17 protein-coding genes and 1 pseudogene are annotated in these 18,748 nt (G+C 67.7%); 10 read left to right on the forward strand and 8 right to left on the reverse strand.

Going from position 1 to position 18,748, the window contains the following annotated elements:
• Nucleotides 1-9: 9 nt before the first annotated feature.
• Nucleotides 10-489, forward strand: coding sequence for a redox-sensitive transcriptional activator SoxR (gene soxR / locus VXM69_RS10775; RefSeq protein WP_049036574.1), 480 nt, complete (start codon nucleotides 10-12; stop codon nucleotides 487-489).
• 39 nt (nucleotides 490-528) lie between these two features.
• On the opposite strand, the gene VXM69_RS10780 is transcribed toward soxR, so the two are convergent.
• A complete protein-coding gene (locus tag VXM69_RS10780) occupies nucleotides 529-1,290 on the reverse strand; it encodes an SDR family NAD(P)-dependent oxidoreductase (RefSeq protein WP_367188570.1) in 762 nt (253 codons plus the stop codon).
• A 108-nt stretch (nucleotides 1,291-1,398) separates the two neighbouring features.
• On the opposite strand from VXM69_RS10780, the gene VXM69_RS10785 reads away from it, so the two are divergent.
• On the forward strand, nucleotides 1,399-2,310 hold the full coding sequence (locus VXM69_RS10785) for a LysR family transcriptional regulator (RefSeq protein WP_034189937.1): 912 nt from the start codon (nucleotides 1,399-1,401) through the stop codon (nucleotides 2,308-2,310).
• A gap of 27 nt (nucleotides 2,311-2,337) precedes the next feature.
• Here VXM69_RS10785 and VXM69_RS10790 read toward each other — a convergent pair whose 3' ends face one another.
• Complete coding sequence (locus tag VXM69_RS10790; RefSeq protein ID WP_034189938.1) at nucleotides 2,338-2,991, reverse strand: TetR/AcrR family transcriptional regulator; 654 nt, start codon at nucleotides 2,989-2,991, stop codon at nucleotides 2,338-2,340.
• A gap of 147 nt (nucleotides 2,992-3,138) precedes the next feature.
• On the opposite strand from VXM69_RS10790, the gene VXM69_RS10795 reads away from it, so the two are divergent.
• The 3 genes from VXM69_RS10795 to VXM69_RS10805 all read left to right on the forward strand — a co-directional run bounded on the left by VXM69_RS10795 (nucleotide 3,139) and on the right by VXM69_RS10805 (nucleotide 6,077).
• The gene (locus VXM69_RS10795) at nucleotides 3,139-4,431 is read left to right on the forward strand and encodes an NAD(P)/FAD-dependent oxidoreductase (protein WP_034189939.1); all 1,293 of its coding nucleotides are present in this window, start codon (nucleotides 3,139-3,141) and stop codon (nucleotides 4,429-4,431) included.
• Between the two features lie 43 nt (nucleotides 4,432-4,474).
• Nucleotides 4,475-4,864 carry a DUF3331 domain-containing protein gene (locus VXM69_RS10800; protein WP_034189940.1) on the forward strand — a complete coding sequence of 130 codons (390 nt, stop codon included), beginning with the start codon at nucleotides 4,475-4,477 and terminating at the stop codon, nucleotides 4,862-4,864.
• Between the two features lie 178 nt (nucleotides 4,865-5,042).
• Nucleotides 5,043-6,077 carry a terpene synthase family protein gene (locus tag VXM69_RS10805; protein WP_367188571.1) on the forward strand — a complete coding sequence of 345 codons (1,035 nt, stop codon included), beginning with the start codon at nucleotides 5,043-5,045 and terminating at the stop codon, nucleotides 6,075-6,077.
• 59 nt (nucleotides 6,078-6,136) lie between these two features.
• Here the strand turns inward: VXM69_RS10805 and VXM69_RS10810 are convergent, their stop codons facing one another.
• The gene (locus VXM69_RS10810; protein ID WP_034189942.1) at nucleotides 6,137-7,465 is read right to left on the reverse strand and encodes a dicarboxylate/amino acid:cation symporter; all 1,329 of its coding nucleotides are present in this window, start codon (nucleotides 7,463-7,465) and stop codon (nucleotides 6,137-6,139) included.
• Nucleotides 7,466-7,649: 184 nt separating this feature from the next.
• The gene (ggt, locus tag VXM69_RS10815) at nucleotides 7,650-9,401 is read right to left on the reverse strand and encodes a gamma-glutamyltransferase (RefSeq protein ID WP_367188572.1); all 1,752 of its coding nucleotides are present in this window, start codon (nucleotides 9,399-9,401) and stop codon (nucleotides 7,650-7,652) included.
• A gap of 338 nt (nucleotides 9,402-9,739) precedes the next feature.
• Here ggt and VXM69_RS10820 point away from each other — a divergent pair, with 338 nt between their 5' ends.
• On the forward strand, nucleotides 9,740-10,618 hold the full coding sequence (locus VXM69_RS10820; protein WP_034189944.1) for a MurR/RpiR family transcriptional regulator: 879 nt from the start codon (nucleotides 9,740-9,742) through the stop codon (nucleotides 10,616-10,618).
• 27 nt (nucleotides 10,619-10,645) lie between these two features.
• On the opposite strand, the gene VXM69_RS10825 is transcribed toward VXM69_RS10820, so the two are convergent.
• The 3 genes from VXM69_RS10825 to VXM69_RS10835 form a co-directional block, all read right to left on the reverse strand.
• Entirely contained in the window at nucleotides 10,646-11,995 is a 1,350-nt protein-coding gene (locus VXM69_RS10825) for an AAA-associated domain-containing protein (protein ID WP_367188573.1), read from the reverse strand.
• An 11-nt stretch (nucleotides 11,996-12,006) separates the two neighbouring features.
• Nucleotides 12,007-13,761, reverse strand: a complete 1,755-nt coding sequence (locus VXM69_RS10830) for an ABC transporter permease subunit (RefSeq protein WP_034189508.1) — start codon at nucleotides 13,759-13,761, stop codon at nucleotides 12,007-12,009.
• A gap of 101 nt (nucleotides 13,762-13,862) precedes the next feature.
• Nucleotides 13,863-14,090 carry a phosphate transporter gene (locus tag VXM69_RS10835; RefSeq protein WP_367188574.1) on the reverse strand — a complete coding sequence of 76 codons (228 nt, stop codon included), beginning with the start codon at nucleotides 14,088-14,090 and terminating at the stop codon, nucleotides 13,863-13,865.
• A 257-nt stretch (nucleotides 14,091-14,347) separates the two neighbouring features.
• Here VXM69_RS10835 and VXM69_RS10840 point away from each other — a divergent pair, with 257 nt between their 5' ends.
• The 4 genes from VXM69_RS10840 (at nucleotide 14,348) to VXM69_RS10855 (ending at nucleotide 17,491) form a co-directional block, all read left to right on the forward strand.
• Nucleotides 14,348-15,292 carry a metallophosphoesterase gene (locus VXM69_RS10840; protein WP_367188575.1) on the forward strand — a complete coding sequence of 315 codons (945 nt, stop codon included), beginning with the start codon at nucleotides 14,348-14,350 and terminating at the stop codon, nucleotides 15,290-15,292.
• A gap of 19 nt (nucleotides 15,293-15,311) precedes the next feature.
• On the forward strand, nucleotides 15,312-15,653 hold the full coding sequence (locus VXM69_RS10845; RefSeq protein ID WP_034189505.1) for a plastocyanin/azurin family copper-binding protein: 342 nt from the start codon (nucleotides 15,312-15,314) through the stop codon (nucleotides 15,651-15,653).
• A 92-nt stretch (nucleotides 15,654-15,745) separates the two neighbouring features.
• A complete protein-coding gene (locus VXM69_RS10850) occupies nucleotides 15,746-16,207 on the forward strand; it encodes a cupin domain-containing protein (RefSeq protein ID WP_367188576.1) in 462 nt (153 codons plus the stop codon).
• Nucleotides 16,208-16,351: 144 nt separating this feature from the next.
• Complete coding sequence (locus VXM69_RS10855; RefSeq protein ID WP_034189503.1) at nucleotides 16,352-17,491, forward strand: patatin-like phospholipase family protein; 1,140 nt, start codon at nucleotides 16,352-16,354, stop codon at nucleotides 17,489-17,491.
• 281 nt (nucleotides 17,492-17,772) lie between these two features.
• Here VXM69_RS10855 and VXM69_RS10860 read toward each other — a convergent pair.
• Nucleotides 17,773-18,741: pseudogene (locus VXM69_RS10860) on the reverse strand (D-2-hydroxyacid dehydrogenase family protein); the annotation flags it as partial.
• Between the last annotated feature and the right edge of the window lie 7 nt (nucleotides 18,742-18,748).

Genomic DNA, 18,748 nt, shown 5'->3' on the forward strand with positions numbered 1-18,748 from the left:
GAGGACATCATGGGTATCCAGGAAACCCCGCAATGGCCGCTGATGTCGATCCGCGAAGTGGCCGCGCGCAGCGGCGTGCCGGCGTCGACGCTGCGCTTCTACGAAACGCGCGGGTTGATCAGGTCGCACCGCAACGGCTCGAGCCACCGGCACTATTCGCGCGCGGTGCTGCGGCTGATCGCGTTCATCGTGTTCGCGCAGAAGATCGGTTATTCGCTCGACGAGATCGCCGAGCAGCTCGTCAGCCTCCCCGAGGACACCGCGCCGAGCAACAAGGACTGGCAGCGGCTGTCGCGCGGCTGGAAGCAGCGCGTCGCGAGCCGGATCGAGGAGTTGCAGCGGCTCTACATCAACCTCGACGAATGCATCGGCTGCGGCTGCCTGTCGCTGAAGCGCTGCAAGCTGACCAATCCGGAAGACCGCGCGGGCCGCAACGGGCCCGGCGCACGGCGCTGGCTCGGCGACAAGCCGCCGACGGATGCCGAATGACCGGCGGCGCCCCCGCGCCCGCGGCGTGCGCCGTGTGCGTCACCCGACGCGCCAGCCGCCGTTTACCGCCACTGTCGCGCCCGTGACGAACGACGTGCGCGGCCCGGCGAGCCACGCGACCGCATCGGCGATGTCGTCCGGATGTCCGGCGCGGCCAACCGGCGTCTGCTCGCGGATCGCCGCCGCGATGGCCGGCGCGACGCCGCCGTCGCCGAAGAAACGCGTGTCGGCGATATAGCCGGGCGCAACCGTATTGACCGTTATGCCGCGCGGCCCGAGTTCGCGCGCGAGCGCAACGGTGAACCCCTCGACACCGGCCTTCGAGGCGGCATAGGCAAGGCCGCCCGGCAGCAGGCTGCCGGCGCGCGCCGCGATCGAGCCGATGTTGACGATCCGCGCGTCACGGTCGGCCAGGTGCGGCAGCACGGCCATCGTCGTCAGGAACAGGCTTTTCAGGTTCGCGTCGAGCACGGTATCCCACACGGCTTCGGCCTCGCCCGCTTCGGTATCCGAACCGACGCGGCCGGTCAGCCCCGCATTGTTGACCAGCACGTCGATGCGCGGCCACCGCGCGACGATCGCGGCGACCGCCGCCGCCGCGTCGTGCCGCACACTCAGGTCGCCCGCCTGCCCGATCGCCGCGCCGCCCAGGCGCGCGACGGCCGCCTCCAGCCGCGCGAGGTCGCGCCCGACGATCGCGACCCGATACCCGTCCTGCGCCAGCCTGCTCGCGATCGCGAAGCCGATCCCGCTCGATCCGCCCGTGACGATCGCCGTACGTTGCTGTTCGCTGCCCGTCATGACCTGCCCTCCTGACTGTCGACGTGGGTTGACAGGGACATTCTGGGCAGCGCAGGGTGATAGGTAAAATACGAATTCGATGACCTACTGATACACGGACGGTATCGCATGATCGATCTGCGCCAGTTCAGGCAATTCGTCGCGGTCGCCGAGACGCTGAGCTTCCGGCGTGCAGCCGAGCGGCTGCACATGGCGCAGCCGCCGCTCAGCGCGGCGATCCGCAAGCTCGAGGACGCCCTGGGTGTCGCCCTGCTCGAACGCGACAACCGTGGCTCGCGGCTCACGCCGGCCGGTGACGCGTTCCTGCTCGAGGCGCGGCGCGCGCTCGAGCAGGCCGAGCGCGCGGTGGCCGTGGCCCGCCGCACGGGCGCGGGTCTCGGCGGGACGCTGCGGCTGCGCTTCGTCGACAGCACGGTCAACGCACTGCTGCCGCTGATCCTGCGCGCCTTCCAGGAGCGGCATCCGGACGTCGATTTCCAGCTGGAAGAAGGCACGACCGCCGAGCAGGTGCTCGCGCTGCGCCAGGACCGCACGGACGTCGGCCTCGTCGTGCTGCCGGTGGCCGAGGCCGGCGACGTGCGCGTCGAGCCGCTGCTGCGCGACCGGATGGTGGCCGCGCTGCCCGACGGCCACCGGCTCGCGCGCCGCAAGCGCATCGCGCTCGCCGAGCTGGCGGACGAACCGTGGGTCATGTTCGCCGCGCACCATGGGCCGGGCATGCATGCGCTGATCGTCACCGCCTGCGCGCAGGCCGGTTTCGCGCCGCGCGTGGTCCAGCAGCCGCGCCAGATGCAGACGACGGCCGGGCTCGTCGCGGGCGGCATCGGCGTCGCGCTGATGCCGCGCCTGTTCGTGCCGATGCAGCCGCCAGGCATTGCGTTCTGCGAACTGAAGGAGGCGGGCAGCCCGCTGGCGTACGAGCTGGCGATCGCCTACCGCACGCCGTCGCCGCTCGTCGATGCGCTGCGCGAGACCGCGCGCAACGCGGTCGGTGAACTGGGGCTGGTTGCGGCGACGTGACCGCGCGCATTGCGCGCGCGGCGGCCGTCAGTCGCCGACGACGCCGAACACGACGTCGAGCACGGCCTGCCGGAACGCCTCCGGCCGCGTCGGCAGCGACGTGAACTCCAGCATCATGTGGCTGTACGACACCGTCATGCCGATCGCGCTCGCGATCATGAAGAACAGCATGTTCGGATCGACCGGGCGGATCGTGCCCGCCTCGACCGCCTCCGCCAGCAGCGGAAACATCGCATCGTGATACGGGCGCACGAGCCGCTCCTGCAGCCGGTCGAGCCGCGCGCCCTCCTCGGTCGCCGCGGTCGAGAAGAACATGCCGATATCCGGCTCCGCGAACTCGTGATCGACGCACAGCTCGAGCGCGCGCCGCACGCGGTCGCGATGCGGCAGCGACGACGCGCGCAGCGCGCGCAGCGCATCGAACAACGGCGCGGCCAGCTCGACGATCTGCTCGACCACGGCCAGCCACAACGTTTCCTTCGCGCCGAAATGATGGGCGATCAGCGCCGCGTCGATGCCCAGTTCGCGCGCGACCTCGCGCACGCTCGTCGCATCGTAGCCGCGCTTCGCGAAGGTGCGGCGCGCGGCCCGCAATATCACGTCCGGACCGACGGACGCATCCGCCAGCGGCCGCCCGCGCGTACGCCGCTTCGACGGCACGCGCTCAGTGACTTCAGCCACGTTTTCCTGCTCCCCTTGATTGGTTCGAATGCCTGTGTTCGGGCCCCGGTTTCACGTCCCGTAACGAGGCTGCCCGCCCGACTCCGTTGACACGCGGAGCCGGGAAGCGCTAGGATCATACCTTATTCATCACGTGATGATTTATCCATGACAACCCCTACACGCATCGTCATCGTCGGCGGCGGGATCGCCGGGCTGCAGCTTGCGACCCGCCTGGGCGAGCGTCTCGGCCGGTCCGGGCGGGCGCAGGTCACCGTCGTCGACCGCAGTCCGACGCACATCTGGAAGCCGATGCTGCACACGATCGCGGCCGGCACGCGCGACGTCCAGCAGCAGCAGGTGATCTTCCTCGCCCATGCCCGCGACCACGGCTACACGTACCAGCCCGGCGAACTGAAGGGGCTCGATCGTGCGCGCCGCCGCGTGCAGCTTGGCGAGATCCGCTCGCAGGACGGCGCGGTGGTGATCGAGGCGCGTGAACTCGAATACGACGTGCTGATCCTCGCGCTCGGCAGCCAGGCCAACGATTTCGGCGTGCCGGGCGTGCGCGAGCACTGCTACTTCATCGACAGCCAGCAGCAGGCCGAGACCTTCAACGAAGCGTTGCGGATGCGCGTGTTCCGCAGCATCGCGCGCGACGAACCGTTTCGCGTCGCGATCGTCGGCGCGGGCGCGACGGGCGTCGAACTCGCGGCGGAGCTGAGCCGCCTGCTGGAGGTCGCGCAGGCCTATGGCGACGAGACCGTGCGCGAGCGGCTGCAGCTCACGCTGCTCGAAAGCGGCCCGCGCATCCTGAACGCGTTTCCGCCGCGGATTTCCGCGTCCGCGCAGCGGCGGCTCGAACAGATCGGTTTTCACGTGCTGACGTCGACGCGCGTCACGTCGGCCGATGCGAACGGATTCCACTACGGCGACGGTTCGTTCGCCGAAGCGGACCTGATGGTCTGGGCAGCCGGCGTGAAGGCGCCGGATTTCATGCAGGCGCTCGGCGGGCTCGACACGAACCGCGCGAACCAGGTCGTCGTCGGCCCGACGCTGCAGGCCACGGGCGACGAACGCGTGTTCGCGATCGGCGACTGCGCGAGCCTGTTGCCCGACGGCCACGAGCGGCCGCTGCCGCCCACCGCGCAGGTCGCGACGCAGCAGGCCGAACATCTCGCGAAGCACCTGCCCGCGTGGCTCGACGGCACGCCGATGCCGCCGTTCGCGTTCCACGATTTCGGCGCGCTCGTATCGATCAGCGACTACGACGCGTTCGGCACGCTCGGGCAGTTCGGGTTCTTTCGCGGCGGCTTCATCCAGGGGCGTTTCGCGCAGTTCAGCCACCTGATGCTCTACCGGCGGCACCAGCAGGCGCTGCACGGCTTCTCCAAGGCGACCCTGCTGTGGATCGCCGAACGGATCAACGGCTGGGTGCAGCCGCGCATCCGCCTGTCGTGATGCCGCGCGTGGCGGCACCACGTAACGTTTCGAGGGACATGACATGAACAACCCTGCAGCGCCCTGGCTCATGACCGTCGCCGCGATCGGCAGTTTCGACATGCCGTCCGTCTCGTGGGGCGGCCCGCGGCGGCGCACCGTCACGCGCGACCGGTTGCCGTCGTGGGACGCCTCGAGCAAGCCGGCCATCAGCGTGCTCGAGCGGCCCACGGCCGACACCGTGATGATTTCGTGGCGCGACGCGTGCACCGGGCATTACGGCTACCAGAAATGGCGGCTGTTCACGACGCGCAAGCGCGGCGTATGCGCGCTGTCGGGGCGAGCGATCGAAATCGGCGACAGCGTCTACGCGCCGCAACTGCTCGGCTCGACGCCGGGCAACGCCGCCGCGATGGTGCTCGCGGCGTGCATCGACACGGTGGAAGCCGTGTGACGTGCGGGCCGCCCGTGTTTGCCCGCATCGTCGCAACAGCGCACGGGAATATTTCGAATGCCGATGCAATGATGCTGACAGGCACGCTTGCCTGAACGACGCGCTTGCATCCCGGGCACGATTCACTAGTATCTGAACACGCATCCGCGCCCGGCTCGACGCTCCTGGAGTGTGCTCCATGCCCAACGTGCATTTCGCCCTTCCCCGCCTGTCCGATGCCCGCCACGACCCGAGACGCTTCGACGCGGGCGACGGCGCATGGTTGAAACGCATGGGCCTGCAGACCAGCGACGACGAAGCCGCCAAATGCATACTGCAGATCGGCGGCCCGTCGTTCGCGGCACTGACCTGGCCCAACCTGCCCGAACGCGCGGTGCAGCTGGCAGCCGACTTCGTCACGCTGATGGGCCTTCTCGAAGATACCTGCGGGCTGGTCGCGAAAAGTCCGCAGCGTGTCCGCGATTTCCTCGCGCCTTACTTTGCGTTGACCTGGGATCCGGACGACCGGTCCGTCGCGCGCGACACGCCGCTGATTCGCGCCTTTCTCGACATCTGGCATCGCGCATCGCACGACATGTCGGAACACTGGCGCCGCCGCGCGCAGGAACACTGGCGCCAGTTCTTCAACGGCTGGCTCAGGGAAGCGGACTGGCATGCCGCCGGCCGGTACCCGAGCCTGTATACCTTCTGGGAACCCCGTCGCGAATCGGTCGGCGCCCGCGTGCTGCTCGATCACCTGGAGGCGACCTGCGGATACGAAATCGCTCCGCGCACGATTGCCCATCCGGCGGTACGCCAACTGGGCGATCTCAGTCTCGACACCGTGTTTCTCGTCAACGACGTCTTCTCGTACGAGCGCGAAAAGCACCTGGGGGAAGTCCACAACTTCGTGATGGTGCTGGAGCGGGAGCGCGGGTGGCCGCTCGATCGCGCCATCGACGAATGCCGGCGCCTGGTGGACGATGCCTATCGGGAATTCACGCGTCAGCAGCACGCGCTACGGCAAAGCGACGTGCTGCCGGCCGCCGCCGGCGAACAGGAATGGCGGCAGCTCGAGCACTACGTCGGAATGTGGCACGACCTGATGCGCGGAAACTACGACTGGCACATCTTCATGTACGAAGACGGCGGACGCTATATCCGGGACGATCTGGCCAACACGTCGTATCTCGAGCACGTTCCCGTCGGGGCGGGTACGGCAGCCCGCCCCTGAAGCGGGGAAACCTCCCCCGATCGCGGCCCGACGGCGGCCGTCGGGCCGTCCAAGGCCGGTCAGGAACCGATCGCCGAGCCGGCCGGCGTGCGCGGATCGCCGTTCTGCCGCTCGAGTTCGGCATCGAGATGCGCGGCATGCGCCAGTGCTTCGGACTCCGACATCAGCTCGCCCTCCCACTTCGCGACCACCGCGCTGGCAATCGAATTGCCGACCGCGTTCGTGGCCGAGCGCCCCATGTCGAGGAACGTGTCGACGCCAAGAATCAGCAGCAGCCCGGCTTCCGGGATGTTGAACTGGTGCAGCGTCGCGGCGATCACGACGAGCGACGCGCGCGGCACGCCGGCCATCCCTTTCGACGTCAGCATCAGGACCAGCAGCATCGTGACCTGCGTGCCGAGCGACAGGTGGATGTTGTAGGCCTGCGCGATGAACAGCGACGCGAACGTGCAGTACATCATCGAGCCGTCGAGGTTGAACGAATACCCCATCGGCATCACGAAGCTCGAGATCTTGCGGCGCACGCCGAATCGGTCGAGCGCATCGAGGATCTTCGGGTACGCGGCTTCCGAGCTCGCGGTCGCGAACGACAGCATGAACGCTTCCTTGATCAGCACCAGCAGCCTGAACACCCGGCGGCCGAGGAACAGCAGCCCGGCGGCGACGAGCGTCGTCCACAGCAGCATGAGGCTCATGTAGAAGTCGCCCATGAACACCGCGAACTTCAGCAGGATCGACAGCCCGTTGACCGCGACGGTCGACGCCATCGCGGCCATCACCGCGAGCGGCGCGAGCTTCATCACGTAGCCGGTGATCTTCAGCATCACGTGCGCGAGCTGGTCGATCGCGGCGACGAGAATCTTGCCATGCTCGCCGAGCGCCGACAGCGCGACGCCGAAGAACATCGAGAACACGACGATCTGCAGGATCTCGTTGTTCGCCATCGCCTCGGCGATCGATTTCGGCACCATGTGGCCGACGAAATCCTTCAACGTGAACTTGGAGGTCGCGAGGTGCGCGGACGCGCCGATATCCGGCAGCGGCAGCCCGAGGTTCTCGCCGGGCCGCAGCAGGTTCGCCATCAGCAGGCCCAGCAGCAGCGAGACCAGCGACGCGGTGACGAACCAGCCGAACGCCTTCACGAACACGCGCCCGACCGACGACGCGTCGCCCATGTGCGCGATGCCGACGACGAGGGTCGAGAACACCAGCGGGCCGATCACCATCTTGATCAGCCGCAGGAACACGTCGGACACGAGCGAGATGTAGCCGGCGATTTCCGCGGCCGACTGCTTGTCCGGAAGCTGCGTGTAGATCAGGTAGCCGATGAAGATGCCGGCCGCCATCGCGAGCAGGATCCAGCCTGCCGCTGACATTCGTTTGTTCATGACGGAGTCCGTGCACGGTAAAGGGGTTGACGGATAAAACCGCGCGCAAGCCGTGCCGTGCCGCGGGGCGCGCGTGGCAAGCCGGTCGGGCTTGCGAGTGTCCGCGAACGGACCTGCCGCCGCCGCGACGGCATTCGCGGGAAAGCGAACACCGGCGGCGGCCGTTCAGCGGAATGCGACCGGCTCAGTAGCCGATCGCCGAACCGGCCGGACGGCGCGGATCGTTGTAGCCGTAGATGAAACCGGGCCGCACGTTGCCGGACACCGACGAATCGTTCCCGGAACTCTGGCGGCTCGCCGCTTCGGTGCCCGGCAGGCCGACCAGGATCAGCTCGGCGGCCCCCCAGGGCGTCTGCTCGACCATCTTGTAGCCCATGTTGCGCAGGATCGCGAGCGTATCGGGCGACAGGCCGTAGGTTTCGTAATAGACCTCGTCCGGCAGCCACTGGTGATGGATGCGCGGCGCCGCGACCGCGTCCTGCGGCGTCATCCCGTAGTCGATCACGTTCAGCACGGTCTGCAGCGTGATCGTGATGATGCGCGAGCCGCCCGGCGACCCGACCACCATGAACACCTTGCCGTCCTTCTTGACGATGGTCGGCGCCATCGACGACAGCGGACGCTTGCCCGGCGCGATCGAGTTGCGCGTGCCCTGCACGAGACCGAACAGGTTCTGCGCGCCGACCTTCACCGTGAAGTCGTCCATCTCGTCGTTCAGGAAGAAGCCCGTGCCCGGCGCGATGACCACGGCGCCGAAACGGCCGTTGACCGTATAGGTCGTCGACACCGCGTTGCCGTCGTGGTCGACGATCGAGTAATGCGTCGTTTCCGGCTTCTCGTGCACGCCGACACCGGGCTGCACGTCGACCGACGGCGTGGCCGTGTCGGCATGGATGCTCTTGCGGATCTGCGCCGCGTATTCCTTGCTCGTCAGCTTCTCGACCGGGTTGTCGATGAAGTTCGGATCGCCGAGCAGCGTGTTGCGGTCTTCGTATGCATGGCGCATCGCTTCGGTCATGTAATGGACCGCAGCGGCCGAGTGATAGCCGAGCTTGCGCAGGTCATACCCTTCGAGGATGTTCAGCGTCTCGCACATCGTCACGCCGCCCGAGCTCGGCGGCGGCGCCGAGACGAACTCGTAGCCGCGATACGTGCACGTCAGCGGCGCCATGTCCTGCGCGCGGTAGGACGCGAAGTCGGCGGCCGTGATCACGCCGCCGCCGCGCCTGGCGGCCGCTTCGACGATCTTCGGAATCTCGCCGTGATAGAACGCGTCGGGCCCCTGCTCCGCGATGCGCTCGAGCGTGCGGGCCAGGTCCTTCTGCACCAGGCGGTCGCCCGGCTGCAGCGGCGTGCCGTCCGGGCGCAGGAAGATGCGCGCGGCTTCCGGGTCCTTCCTGAAGCGTTCGACCGTCGTATCGAGAATGTCCGTATCGCCGCGCGTCAGCACGAAGCCGTCGCGCGCGAGCCGGATCGCCGGCGCCATCACCTGCTTGCGCGTGAGTTTCCCGTACTTGCGCTGCGCGAGATCGAGGCCGGCCACCGTGCCCGGCACGCCGACCGCGCGATAACCGTACAGGCTCTGCTCCGGAATGACGTTGCCCGCCGCATCGAGATACATGTTCGCGGACGCCGCGGCCGGCGCGGTCTCGCGGAAATTGATGAAGCGGTCGCGGCCGTCGGCCAGGTGGAGCGTCATGAAACCGCCGCCGCCGATGTTGCCGCAGCACGAATTCGTCACGGCCTGCGCATAACCGACCGCCACCGCCGCGTCCACCGCGTTGCCGCCCGCCTTCAGGATGTCGACGCCGATCTGCGACGCGAAGTGCTGCGACGACACGACCATGCCGTTCTTCGCTTCGACCGCCGGGTCCGATGCGGCGAACGCGCACACGCTCATGGCCGACAACAGGGTGAGTACTACGAGCCGCCTCATGACGGAATCCTCCAGACAAATAAACCGGACCGGGCCGGCATGCGTCGCTCGACAACCATGTAATAAACGATACATTTCAGCGAGGCGCGATCATAGCACTCGTTTTTTTGGGCCAAAACCTAGGGTTATCACTGAATCCAAGGCGGTGATTCGTCAATAAAAATCCCTTCACATGTTTATTTCATTACACTCATGCACGCGCCATCGGAACAGGCGAGACGTCCCTCCCATATCGGGACGGTCGCGGCCCGCCGCCCGTCGATCGGCTAACATGCGCGGAGTCGCCTGCAGACCCAGGTCTGCCGTTTGTCATTCAGATAAGAGAGCCGGAGTGCCCGATGGGGACGAGCATCAGGGCGTTGCTGCTATCCCAGATGGATAGCTTCACGCCGTCGGAACAGAAAGTCGCGCAGGCGTTGCTGGATCGCTATCCCAGTCTCGGGCTGGGGCCCATCGCGCAGTTCGCGAAGCAGGCGGAAGTCAGCGACCCGACCGTATTCCGCTTCGTCGTCCGCATCGGTTTTCCGAACTACTCGTCGTTCCAGCAGGCGCTGCACGACGAGATCGACACCGCCATGAATTCGCCGCTCGCGCGGATGGACGCGTTCCACTCGGAAACGGGCATGCGCGACAGTCATGCGGCGATTTTCGAGCGGCTGTCCGGGTCGCTCGCAGCCACGATCGACAAGCTCGACGCGGCGGCATTCGACGCCGCGGTAGCGGTGCTGGCCGATCCGGGCGTGCGCGTCTTCTGCGGCGGCGGGCGCTATACGGCGCCGCTCGCGTCGCTGTTTTCGTTCACGCTGGCCTACGCGCGGCCGCATGTCCACCATGTCGAGCCGAACGTGAATCTCGCGTCGGCCGCACTGGTCGACATGGGGCGCGACGACGTACTCGTGATCTTCGATTTCCGCCGTTACCAGAAGGACAGCATCCGCTTCGCGCAGGCCGCGCACCGGCTCGGCACGCGCATCCTGCTGATCACCGACGAATGGCGCTCGCCGATCGGCGAATTCGCGGAAATCGTGCTGCGCATCCAGGGGCGCCCGTTCGCGATGCTGCAGACCAACGTGCCGGCGCTGGCGCTCGCCGAAGCGCTGGTGATCGGCGTGACGAACCGGCTGCCGGAACTCGCGCGGCAGCGGATGGAGAAGATCGAGCGGCTCAGTACCGGGGGGATCGAGCAGGATACGAATCAGCGGGATTTGCCCGAATGACGATCGCTCGCCATCCGGGCCCGGCCCTCAGCTCTCGACATCCTCGAGACTGAACACCTCCGTCTTGTCGTTGTACGAAAAGACTTCGCCGTAACGGCCCCAGTCGATCACCGCATCGAGCGTTTCCTCGGCTGCTTCGTCCGACAGGAAATCCTCCAGTTCCTGCTCGAAGCGCACGCGCGGCGCGCGATGGCCCGGGCGCTCGTTCAGCACCTTCTTGATCCGTGCCGCCAGCGGCACGTGCTTCAGCAGGTGATCGGCAAACATCAGCTTGCGCTCCTGCGTGCCGAATTCCGCGAACACGCGTGCGGGCGGCGTCAGGAACACGTCGCCTTCGCGCACGTCCGCGAAACCGAGGTGCTGCAGCACTTCGGCGATCGGGAACAGTTCGTCGACTTCCAGATGCAGCGTACGCGCGATTTCCGGCATGTCCGCGCGGCCGTGGTACGGCGCCATCGCGAGCGTCTCGATCAGGCCGGCCATCAGGTTGGTCGACACGCGCGGCATCCAGCTGCCGAGTTCGAGCCCCTTCTTCGTCGCCTCGCCGGTCTGGCGCGCCGTCATCTTCGCGTAGATGTCGTCGACCAGCTTGCGGAAATCGGTATCGAGCCGGTTGCGCGGATGCTTGAACGGCACCTTGATCTCGGCGATCACGCGGCCCGGGTTCGACGACAGCACGAGGATCCGGTCGCACATGAACACGGCTTCCTCGATGTTGTGCGTGACGATCAGCACCGACTTGATCGGCATGCGGCCCTGCGTCCACAGATCGAGCAGGTCGGTACGCAGCGTTTCGGCCGTCAGCACGTCGAGCGCCGAGAACGGCTCGTCCATCAGCAGGATCGTCGGGTCGACCACGAGCGCGCGCGCAAAACCGACGCGCTGGCGCATGCCGCCCGACAGTTCGCGCGGGTACGCGTTCTCGAAGCCGTCCAGACCGATCAGGTCGATCGCGGCCAGCGCGCGCTCGCGCCGCTCGCGCGCGCCGACGCCGAGCGCCTCGAGGCCGGCTTCCACGTTCTGCAGCACGGTGAGCCACGGGAACAGCGCGAAGGTCTGGAACACCATCGCGACGCCTTCGGCCGGGCCGGTCAGCGGCTTGCCGAGGTAGGTCACCTCGCCGCCGGTCGGTTCGATCAGGCCGGCGATGATGCGCAGCAGCGTCGACTTGCCCGAGCCGGAACGGCCGAGCAGCCCGACGATCTCGCCTTCGCGCAGCGACAGGTTCGCATCGTCGAGCACGAGCAGTTCGCCCTGCGTCTTGTTGAAGCCGCGGTTGACGTGCTCGACGCGCAGGATTTCCTCGCCGAGACGCGGCGGCTGCAGCGGCTGGGACGTCTTGGCGGGTGCGTTGATAACGGTCGAATTTGGTTGCATCGCGCTTACTCTCAATCGAGACGGAGCCGGGATTCCGCGTAGGCGTACATCGGACGCCACAGCAGACGGTTGAACAGGGTGACGAACAGGGACATCACGGCGATGCCCAGGATGATCTTCGGGAAATCGCCGGCGGCGGTGGTCTGCGCGATGTACGCGCCAAGGCCGTGCGCAACGACCTTCGTGTCGCCCCACTGCACGAACTCGGACACGATGCTCGCGTTCCATGCGCCGCCCGACGCGGTGATCGCACCGGTCACGTAGTACGGGAAGATGCCGGGCAGGATCGCCTGCCGCCACCACTGCCAGCCGCGGATGCGGAAATTCTTCGTCGCTTCCTTGTAGTCGTTCGGATAGGACATCGCGCCCGCGATCACGTTGAACAGGATGTACCACTGCGTGCCGAGCACGATCAGCGGCGACAGCCAGATGTCCGCGTTCAGGTGGAAGTGGACGATCACGATGACGAATACCGGAAACAGCAGGTTGGCCGGGAACGCGGCGAGGAACTGCGCGAGCGGCTGGATCTTCTCGGCCAGCTTCGGACGCAGCCCGATCAGCACGCCGAGCGGCACCCAGACCAGCGACGCGATCGCGATCAGCACCAGCACGCGCAGCAGCGTGATGAGCCCGAGCACGAGCACGTGGCCGACCTCGCCCATCGTCACGCCGGTCGCGACGAAGCTGACGACGCGCCACGCGACGTACGCCGTCAGCAGGATCACGAACGCGCCCCACACGATGTCGCCGAGGCGCGATGCGCGGCGCGACGATGCGCCGCGCGAGCGCGCGCCCTTCCGCGACGGCACGCGCAGCGGAATCCGCGCGGCCTGCGACAGCAGCCAGCCAGCCGGCACGAGCAGCTGATGGATCAGGTGCGTGCGGCGCATCATGTCGAGCAGCCAGGATTGCGGCGCATCGCCCGACGCGGTGTTCTCCATCCGGAACTTGTCGGCCCATGCGACGAGCGGCCGGAACAGGAACTGGTCATAGGCAAGGATCACGACCGACATCGCGACGATCACCCAGCCGACCGCGCCGAGGTTCTTGTCCGAGATCGCCTGCGCGAGATACGCGCCGATGCCCGGCAGCGTGATCGTCTGGTTGCCGACCGTGATCGCCTCCGACGCGACGACGAAGAACCAGCCGCCCGACATCGACATCATCATGTTCCAGATCAGGCCCGGCAGCGAGAACGGTACGTCGAGCTTCCAGAACCGCTGCCACGGCGTCAGGTGAAAGCCGCGCGACACTTCGCTCAGGTCGCGCGGCACCGTGCGCAGCGACTGGTAGAAGCTGAACGTCATGTTCCACGCCTGGCTCGTGAAGATCGCGAAGATCGCCGCCAGTTCAGCGCCGAGCACGCGGCCCGGAAACAGCGCGAGGAAGAACGTGACGGTAAACGAGATGTAGCCGAGCACCGGCACCGACTGCAGGATGTCGAGGATCGGGATCAGCACCATGCCCGCACGGCGGCTTTTCGCGGCGAGCGTGCCGTAGACGAGCGTGAACGCGAGCGACGCGACCATCGCCGCGAGCATCCGCAGCGTGGTGCGCAACGCGTATTCGGGCAGGTTCGACGGGTCGAGCGAGATCTTCTGCGTCTGCAGTACGCCGATCGGCGCCATCGTCTCGTGAAAACCGACGATCGCCATCGCGAGGATGCCGATGATCAGCGGAAACGCGACGGCGTCCCAGCGATTGGGGAGCACGCGCCACGCGGACGCGTTGGCGGTGCGATTCGGGTCGAAGAAACTGAGATCCATCGGTAGCGTGTTGTGTCGAATTGAAAGTCGATGGGTCCGGCCGCCGGTCTCGCGGCCAGGCGTCGCGCCCCGCGGCGCGAATCAGGACAGCCCGTGTGCAGTCATACCGGTAGCCCGTACGCGCCGGCCATCCCGGCCGTCAGCCGCGCGACGAACAGCAGCAGGAACGGCGGGACCGTGCGTTCCTTGACGGGGCTCGGCTCGGCATCGGGATGAACGCCGACATGGGCGATGCCGCAGGCAACGATCAGAAAGAACCGCACGAGGCGGGTCGTGCGCGTGCGGCGGCCGACCGCGCCGCCCGTTTCCGTTGCCGCGAGGTTCGGCATGAAGGGGCTCCGGAGAGAGGTGATTCGGAGTCGCAGGCTATCGGTCGGCCGTGACGCAAATATGACGTGTCACTTACAGGACATTGACGGGCCATCCTCCCGGCATCGCGCGGCGCCCCGGAAGCCGCGAACACGGGGGGTCGACCGCGTCGCGCGCGGGAATAAATCCGCCGCTTCGCCGGTATCGCATCCGAAGGCGCCGGCTTATTCCAGGACGATCCGGCCGTCCGGTTTCGTCACACGATTGCGAGGCTCCCATGTCTTCATCGACCCCTACCCGCCCGTCGCGCCGCAAGGCCCTGCAATGCATGGCCTTCGGCGGCCTCGGCACGCTGTTTACGCTGTCGGGCGGCATCCTGACGCCGTTCGACCTCGCGCTCGCGCAGACCGGCGATGCGCGCCCGGCCGACGCGGGCAAGCCGCTGTTCGTGCAGATCAGCGATACGCACATCGGCTTCAACAAGGACGCGAATCCCGATGTATCGGCCACGCTCAAGCAGACGATCGAACTCGTCAACGGGATGCCCGCGATGCCGGCGCTGGCCATCCATACGGGCGACATCACGCACCTGTCCAAGCCCGAGGAGTTCGACCACGCGTCGCAATTGCTGGCCGCGCTGCGCGTGCCGGAACTGCACACGGTGCCCGGCGAGCACGACGTCACCGACGGGTCGGGCGCCGAGTATTTCGGCCGGTTCGGCAAGGCGTCGGACAACCGCGGTTATTACAGCTTCGATCACGCGGGCGTGCATTTCATCGGCCTCGTCAACGTGATGCACTTCAAGCCGAACGGGCTCGGCAGCTTCGGCGACGACCAGCTCGCATGGCTCGCGCAGGACCTGAAGGGCCGCTCGTCGAGCACGCCGATCGTGGTGTTCTCGCACATGCCGATGTGGACCATCTACGAACCGTGGGGCTGGGGCACCGGCGACGCGCCGCAGACGATGGCGCTGCTGCGCCGCTTCGGCTCGGTCACCGTGCTGAACGGGCACATTCACCAGATCGTGTCGAAGGTCGAGGGCAAAGTGACGTTCCATACCGCGCGCTCCACCGCGTTCCCGCAGCCGACGGCCGGCAACGGCCCGGGCCCCGTGCCGCTCACGGTGCCGCGCGACCGGCTGCCCGCGATGCTCGGCGTGACGACCGTCGAATTCGCCGGCCATCCGGTTGCGTCGTCGCTTCACGACACGACGCTGGCCTGATGAAAACAAGGAGAACGACATGATCCGCTTCATGCCAACCCGCACCGTCGCCGCGCTGATCCTGTGCGCGGCCGCCGCCGGCACGCCGCTCGCCGCGTTCGCGCAGGGCCCGACCGGCCCGCTCGTGACGATCCGCAATTTCATGTTTTCGCCGATGTCGACCACGATCAAGGCCGGCACGACCGTCACGTGGAAGAACCTCGACGGCGAACCGCACACCGTCGTCAACGATGCCGGCATCTTTCACTCGGCGGCGCTCGACCAGGGCGACACCTACTCGTTTCGCTTCGACAAGCCGGGCGTCTACAAGGTGTTCTGCGGGATTCACCCGTACATGAAGGAGACGATCACCGTCGAATGACGCGGCCCGCCAAACGACGCGAACGAACGGCGGGCGGCATCGGCCTACAATGATCGCCGTCCCATTCGCCCGCGTGGCAGACGGAGCCGCCCATGCCCAGGATCGACCTCGGCGCCGTGCCCGAACGCCGCGGCAGCGGCTATCCGCGGCCGTTCGACGCGCCGTGCGCGCAGCGCGTCCGCCAGCGTCTCGGCGACGCGGGCGGGCTGCGCGACTTCGGCGTCAACCTGATGCGCGTGCCGCCGGGCGGGTGGTCGGCCCAGCGGCACTGGCATTCCGACGAGGACGAATTCGTCTACGTGCTCGAAGGCGAGCTCGTGATGATCAAGGACGGCGGCGAGACCGTGCTGCGCGCGGGCGACTGCGCCGCGTTTCCGAAGAACTCGGGCAACGGTCACCACCTGGTCAACCGGTCGGACGCGGTTGCCGTCTATCTCGAAGTCGGCTCGCGTTCGCCGGACGACGTGATCACCTGCCCGGACATCGACCTGATGAGCCCGAGCCGCGACGGCCGGTTCCTGCACAAGGACGGCACGCCTTACCCGGACGCGTGACGCCGGCCGCGCCAAAGGGTCGGACGCGAGCGGCAACGCAAACGCGGGCCGCCGTCGCGCGGCGGGCGACGCCGCGCGATCGATCGCCTAAACTGAATCGAACTGTTCGGATCCGACCCACCGTCATACGCAGCGAGGCAAGCCATGACCGCGAGCCAGCCGGCACGAATGGACCTCCCCGGGCAAGTCGTGCTCGTGCTCCAGGGCGGCGGCGCACTGGGCGCGTTCCAGCTCGGCGTGTTCCAGGCAATGGACGAAGCCGGGATCCGGCCCGACTGGGTGGTCGGCACGTCGATCGGCGCGATCAACGCGGCGCTGATCGCGGGCAATCCGCCGGAGCAGCGCTACGACAAGCTGTCGGCGTTCTGGCGGCGCGTGACCGAGCGGACCCGTTTCGACGTCCCGCCCCTGGTGCCCGGCTGGGACCGGATGCTGGCCGAGCTGATGATCATCGGCGGCGGCATCACGGGCTTCTTCCAGCCCAATCCGGCGTCGTGGTTCGGGCCGCTGGCGCGCCTCGGCGTCGATCGCGCGTCGTACTACCGGATCGCGCCGCTGCGCGACACGCTCGCGTCGCTGGTCGATCCCGACTTGCTGAACGCGGGCCATCCGCGCCTGACCGTCAGCGCCGTCAACGCGTGTACGGGCACGATGCGCTATTTCGATTCACGCGATACACGGCTCGGGATCGAGCACATCATGAGTTCGGGGGCGCTGCCGCCCGCGTTTCCGGCGATACGGATCGACGGCGCGCCGTACTGGGACGGCGGCGTATATTCGAATACGCCGGTCGAGGTCGTGCTCGACGACAACCCGCGCCGCAGCTCGATCATCTTCTCCGTGCAGATGTGGAATCCGGCCGGCCCCGAGCCCGAGAGCATCTGGCAGGTGTCGGAGCGACAGAAGGACATCCAGTACGCGAGCCGCACCGACAGCCACATCGCGCGCCAGCAGCAGATTCACCGGCTGCGCCACGTGATCCGCGAGCTGGTCCGGCACGTGCCGGAAGCCGACCGTGCGTCGCCCGCGGTGCGCCGGCTCGCCGCGTGGGGATGCGAGACGACGATGCACCTGATCAAGCTCGCCGCGCCGCGGCTCGACGGCGACAATCAGTTGAAGGACATCGATTTCACGCCGGCCGGCATCGCGGCGCGCCGACAGGCCGGCTACGACGCGGCGAAACGGGCGATCGCCGCGCGCCCGTGGGACGTGCCGACGGATCCGACGGAAGGCTTGACGGTGTACGATCCGGACGCAGCGCCGGTCGCCGAAAAAACGGCATGACGCGCGGACGGCGTGGCCGCTCGCCGCTCGCCGCCCGCCCCGCACGCTCAGGCGCGCGCGGCCCGGACACGGGCGCGGCCGGCTTCGCTCACTTCGACCTCCGCCACGCCGCCGGGCGCATGGTGCCGGACCACGTAACCGCGCGCGCACGCCTCCTCCCAGACCGGCAGGCGCGGGCACGACGTGCGCCATGCGTCGATCACCTCGTCGTACGGCCGCGCGCCGGGCCCGATCCATTCGAGCAGGTCGAGGATCAACGGCTCGATCGATGCCGCTTCGTGCGCGAGCACGTCCGGGTTGACCACGTGGATCGGCTGTCCGGCCGCATAGGACACGATCTGGTCGAACACATCCGAGAACTGCGTTTCGTATTCGTCCTCGGTCACGTAGCCGATATGCGGCGTGCACACGACATTGGGCAAACGCAGCAACGGATGCCGCGGGTCGCGCAGCGGCTCGGTCTCGTACACGTCGAGCGCCGCCATCCCGGGCCGGCCGGCCTGCAATGCCGCCTCGAGCGCGCCCGCGGCGACGAGGCCCGCGCGGCTCGTGTTCACCAGCAGCGCATCGGGTTTCATCCGGCCGAGATCCTCGGCCGTCACGATGCCGCGCGTGGCGGGCACGAGCCGCATGTGCAACGAAAGCACGTCGCAGGTTTCGAAGAAGGTGCGCTTGTCCGGCGCCGTGTGCCAGCCGTCGTCGCGGGCGCGCTGCCGCGACGCTTCGCGCGCCCAGACCCGCACGTTCATCCCGAACGCGGCGCCGTATCGGGCGACCTCCGCACCGATCCGGCCGTAGCCGTAAATGCCCAGCGTGCGCCCGCGCAGCGTCCGGCCCACGCCGGTTTGCCAGTGGCCGGCCTGCAGCGCGCGCATCTGCTGCGGAATCTGGCGCATCGCGGCCAGCACGAGGCCCCAGGTGAGTTCGGCAGCCGCATAGGACGGCGTGCCGGCATGCTGGTTCGACGACACGATCACGCCGTGTGCGGTGCACGCGTCGATGTCGATATGCGGATACACGCTGCGCTGACTGATCAACCGCAGCTTCGGCAACCGGGCGATGAGCGGCGCGCGAATCTGCGTGCGCTCGCGAATCAGCACGAGCACCTCCGTATCGCGCAGGCGTTCGGCCAGCGCGTCGACGTCCTGCACATGGTCGTTCCAGATCGTGACCGCCTGCCCGTCCAGCTTGCGAAAGCTCGGCAGCGTGCGCAGCGTGTCGAAATAATCGTCGAGGATCGTGATGTTCATGGGGACG

The organism is Burkholderia sp. Ed8, from assembly GCF_040761425.1.
GTDB lineage: Bacteria > Pseudomonadota > Gammaproteobacteria > Burkholderiales > Burkholderiaceae > Burkholderia > Burkholderia seminalis.

Excerpts from the sequence above, each read along its gene's own strand:
- VXM69_RS10855 (WP_034189503.1), top strand. The coding sequence starts at position 16,352 with ATGACCGCGAGCCAGCCGGCACGAATGGACCTCCCCGGGCAAGTCGTG.
- soxR (WP_049036574.1), top strand. The coding sequence starts at position 10 with ATGGGTATCCAGGAAACCCCGCAATGGCCGCTGATGTCGATCCGCGAA.
- VXM69_RS10845 (WP_034189505.1), top strand. The coding sequence starts at position 15,312 with ATGATCCGCTTCATGCCAACCCGCACCGTCGCCGCGCTGATCCTGTGC.
- VXM69_RS10820 (WP_034189944.1), top strand. The coding sequence starts at position 9,740 with ATGGGGACGAGCATCAGGGCGTTGCTGCTATCCCAGATGGATAGCTTC.
- VXM69_RS10805 (WP_367188571.1), top strand. The coding sequence starts at position 5,043 with ATGCCCAACGTGCATTTCGCCCTTCCCCGCCTGTCCGATGCCCGCCAC.
- VXM69_RS10825 (WP_367188573.1), bottom strand. The coding sequence starts at position 11,995 with ATGCAACCAAATTCGACCGTTATCAACGCACCCGCCAAGACGTCCCAG.
- VXM69_RS10800 (WP_034189940.1), top strand. The coding sequence starts at position 4,475 with ATGAACAACCCTGCAGCGCCCTGGCTCATGACCGTCGCCGCGATCGGC.
- VXM69_RS10850 (WP_367188576.1), top strand. The coding sequence starts at position 15,746 with ATGCCCAGGATCGACCTCGGCGCCGTGCCCGAACGCCGCGGCAGCGGC.
- VXM69_RS10780 (WP_367188570.1), bottom strand. The coding sequence starts at position 1,290 with ATGACGGGCAGCGAACAGCAACGTACGGCGATCGTCACGGGCGGATCG.
- ggt (WP_367188572.1), bottom strand. The coding sequence starts at position 9,401 with ATGAGGCGGCTCGTAGTACTCACCCTGTTGTCGGCCATGAGCGTGTGC.
- VXM69_RS10840 (WP_367188575.1), top strand. The coding sequence starts at position 14,348 with ATGTCTTCATCGACCCCTACCCGCCCGTCGCGCCGCAAGGCCCTGCAA.
- VXM69_RS10830 (WP_034189508.1), bottom strand. The coding sequence starts at position 13,761 with ATGGATCTCAGTTTCTTCGACCCGAATCGCACCGCCAACGCGTCCGCG.
- VXM69_RS10795 (WP_034189939.1), top strand. The coding sequence starts at position 3,139 with ATGACAACCCCTACACGCATCGTCATCGTCGGCGGCGGGATCGCCGGG.
- VXM69_RS10835 (WP_367188574.1), bottom strand. The coding sequence starts at position 14,090 with ATGCCGAACCTCGCGGCAACGGAAACGGGCGGCGCGGTCGGCCGCCGC.
- VXM69_RS10785 (WP_034189937.1), top strand. The coding sequence starts at position 1,399 with ATGATCGATCTGCGCCAGTTCAGGCAATTCGTCGCGGTCGCCGAGACG.
- VXM69_RS10810 (WP_034189942.1), bottom strand. The coding sequence starts at position 7,465 with ATGAACAAACGAATGTCAGCGGCAGGCTGGATCCTGCTCGCGATGGCG.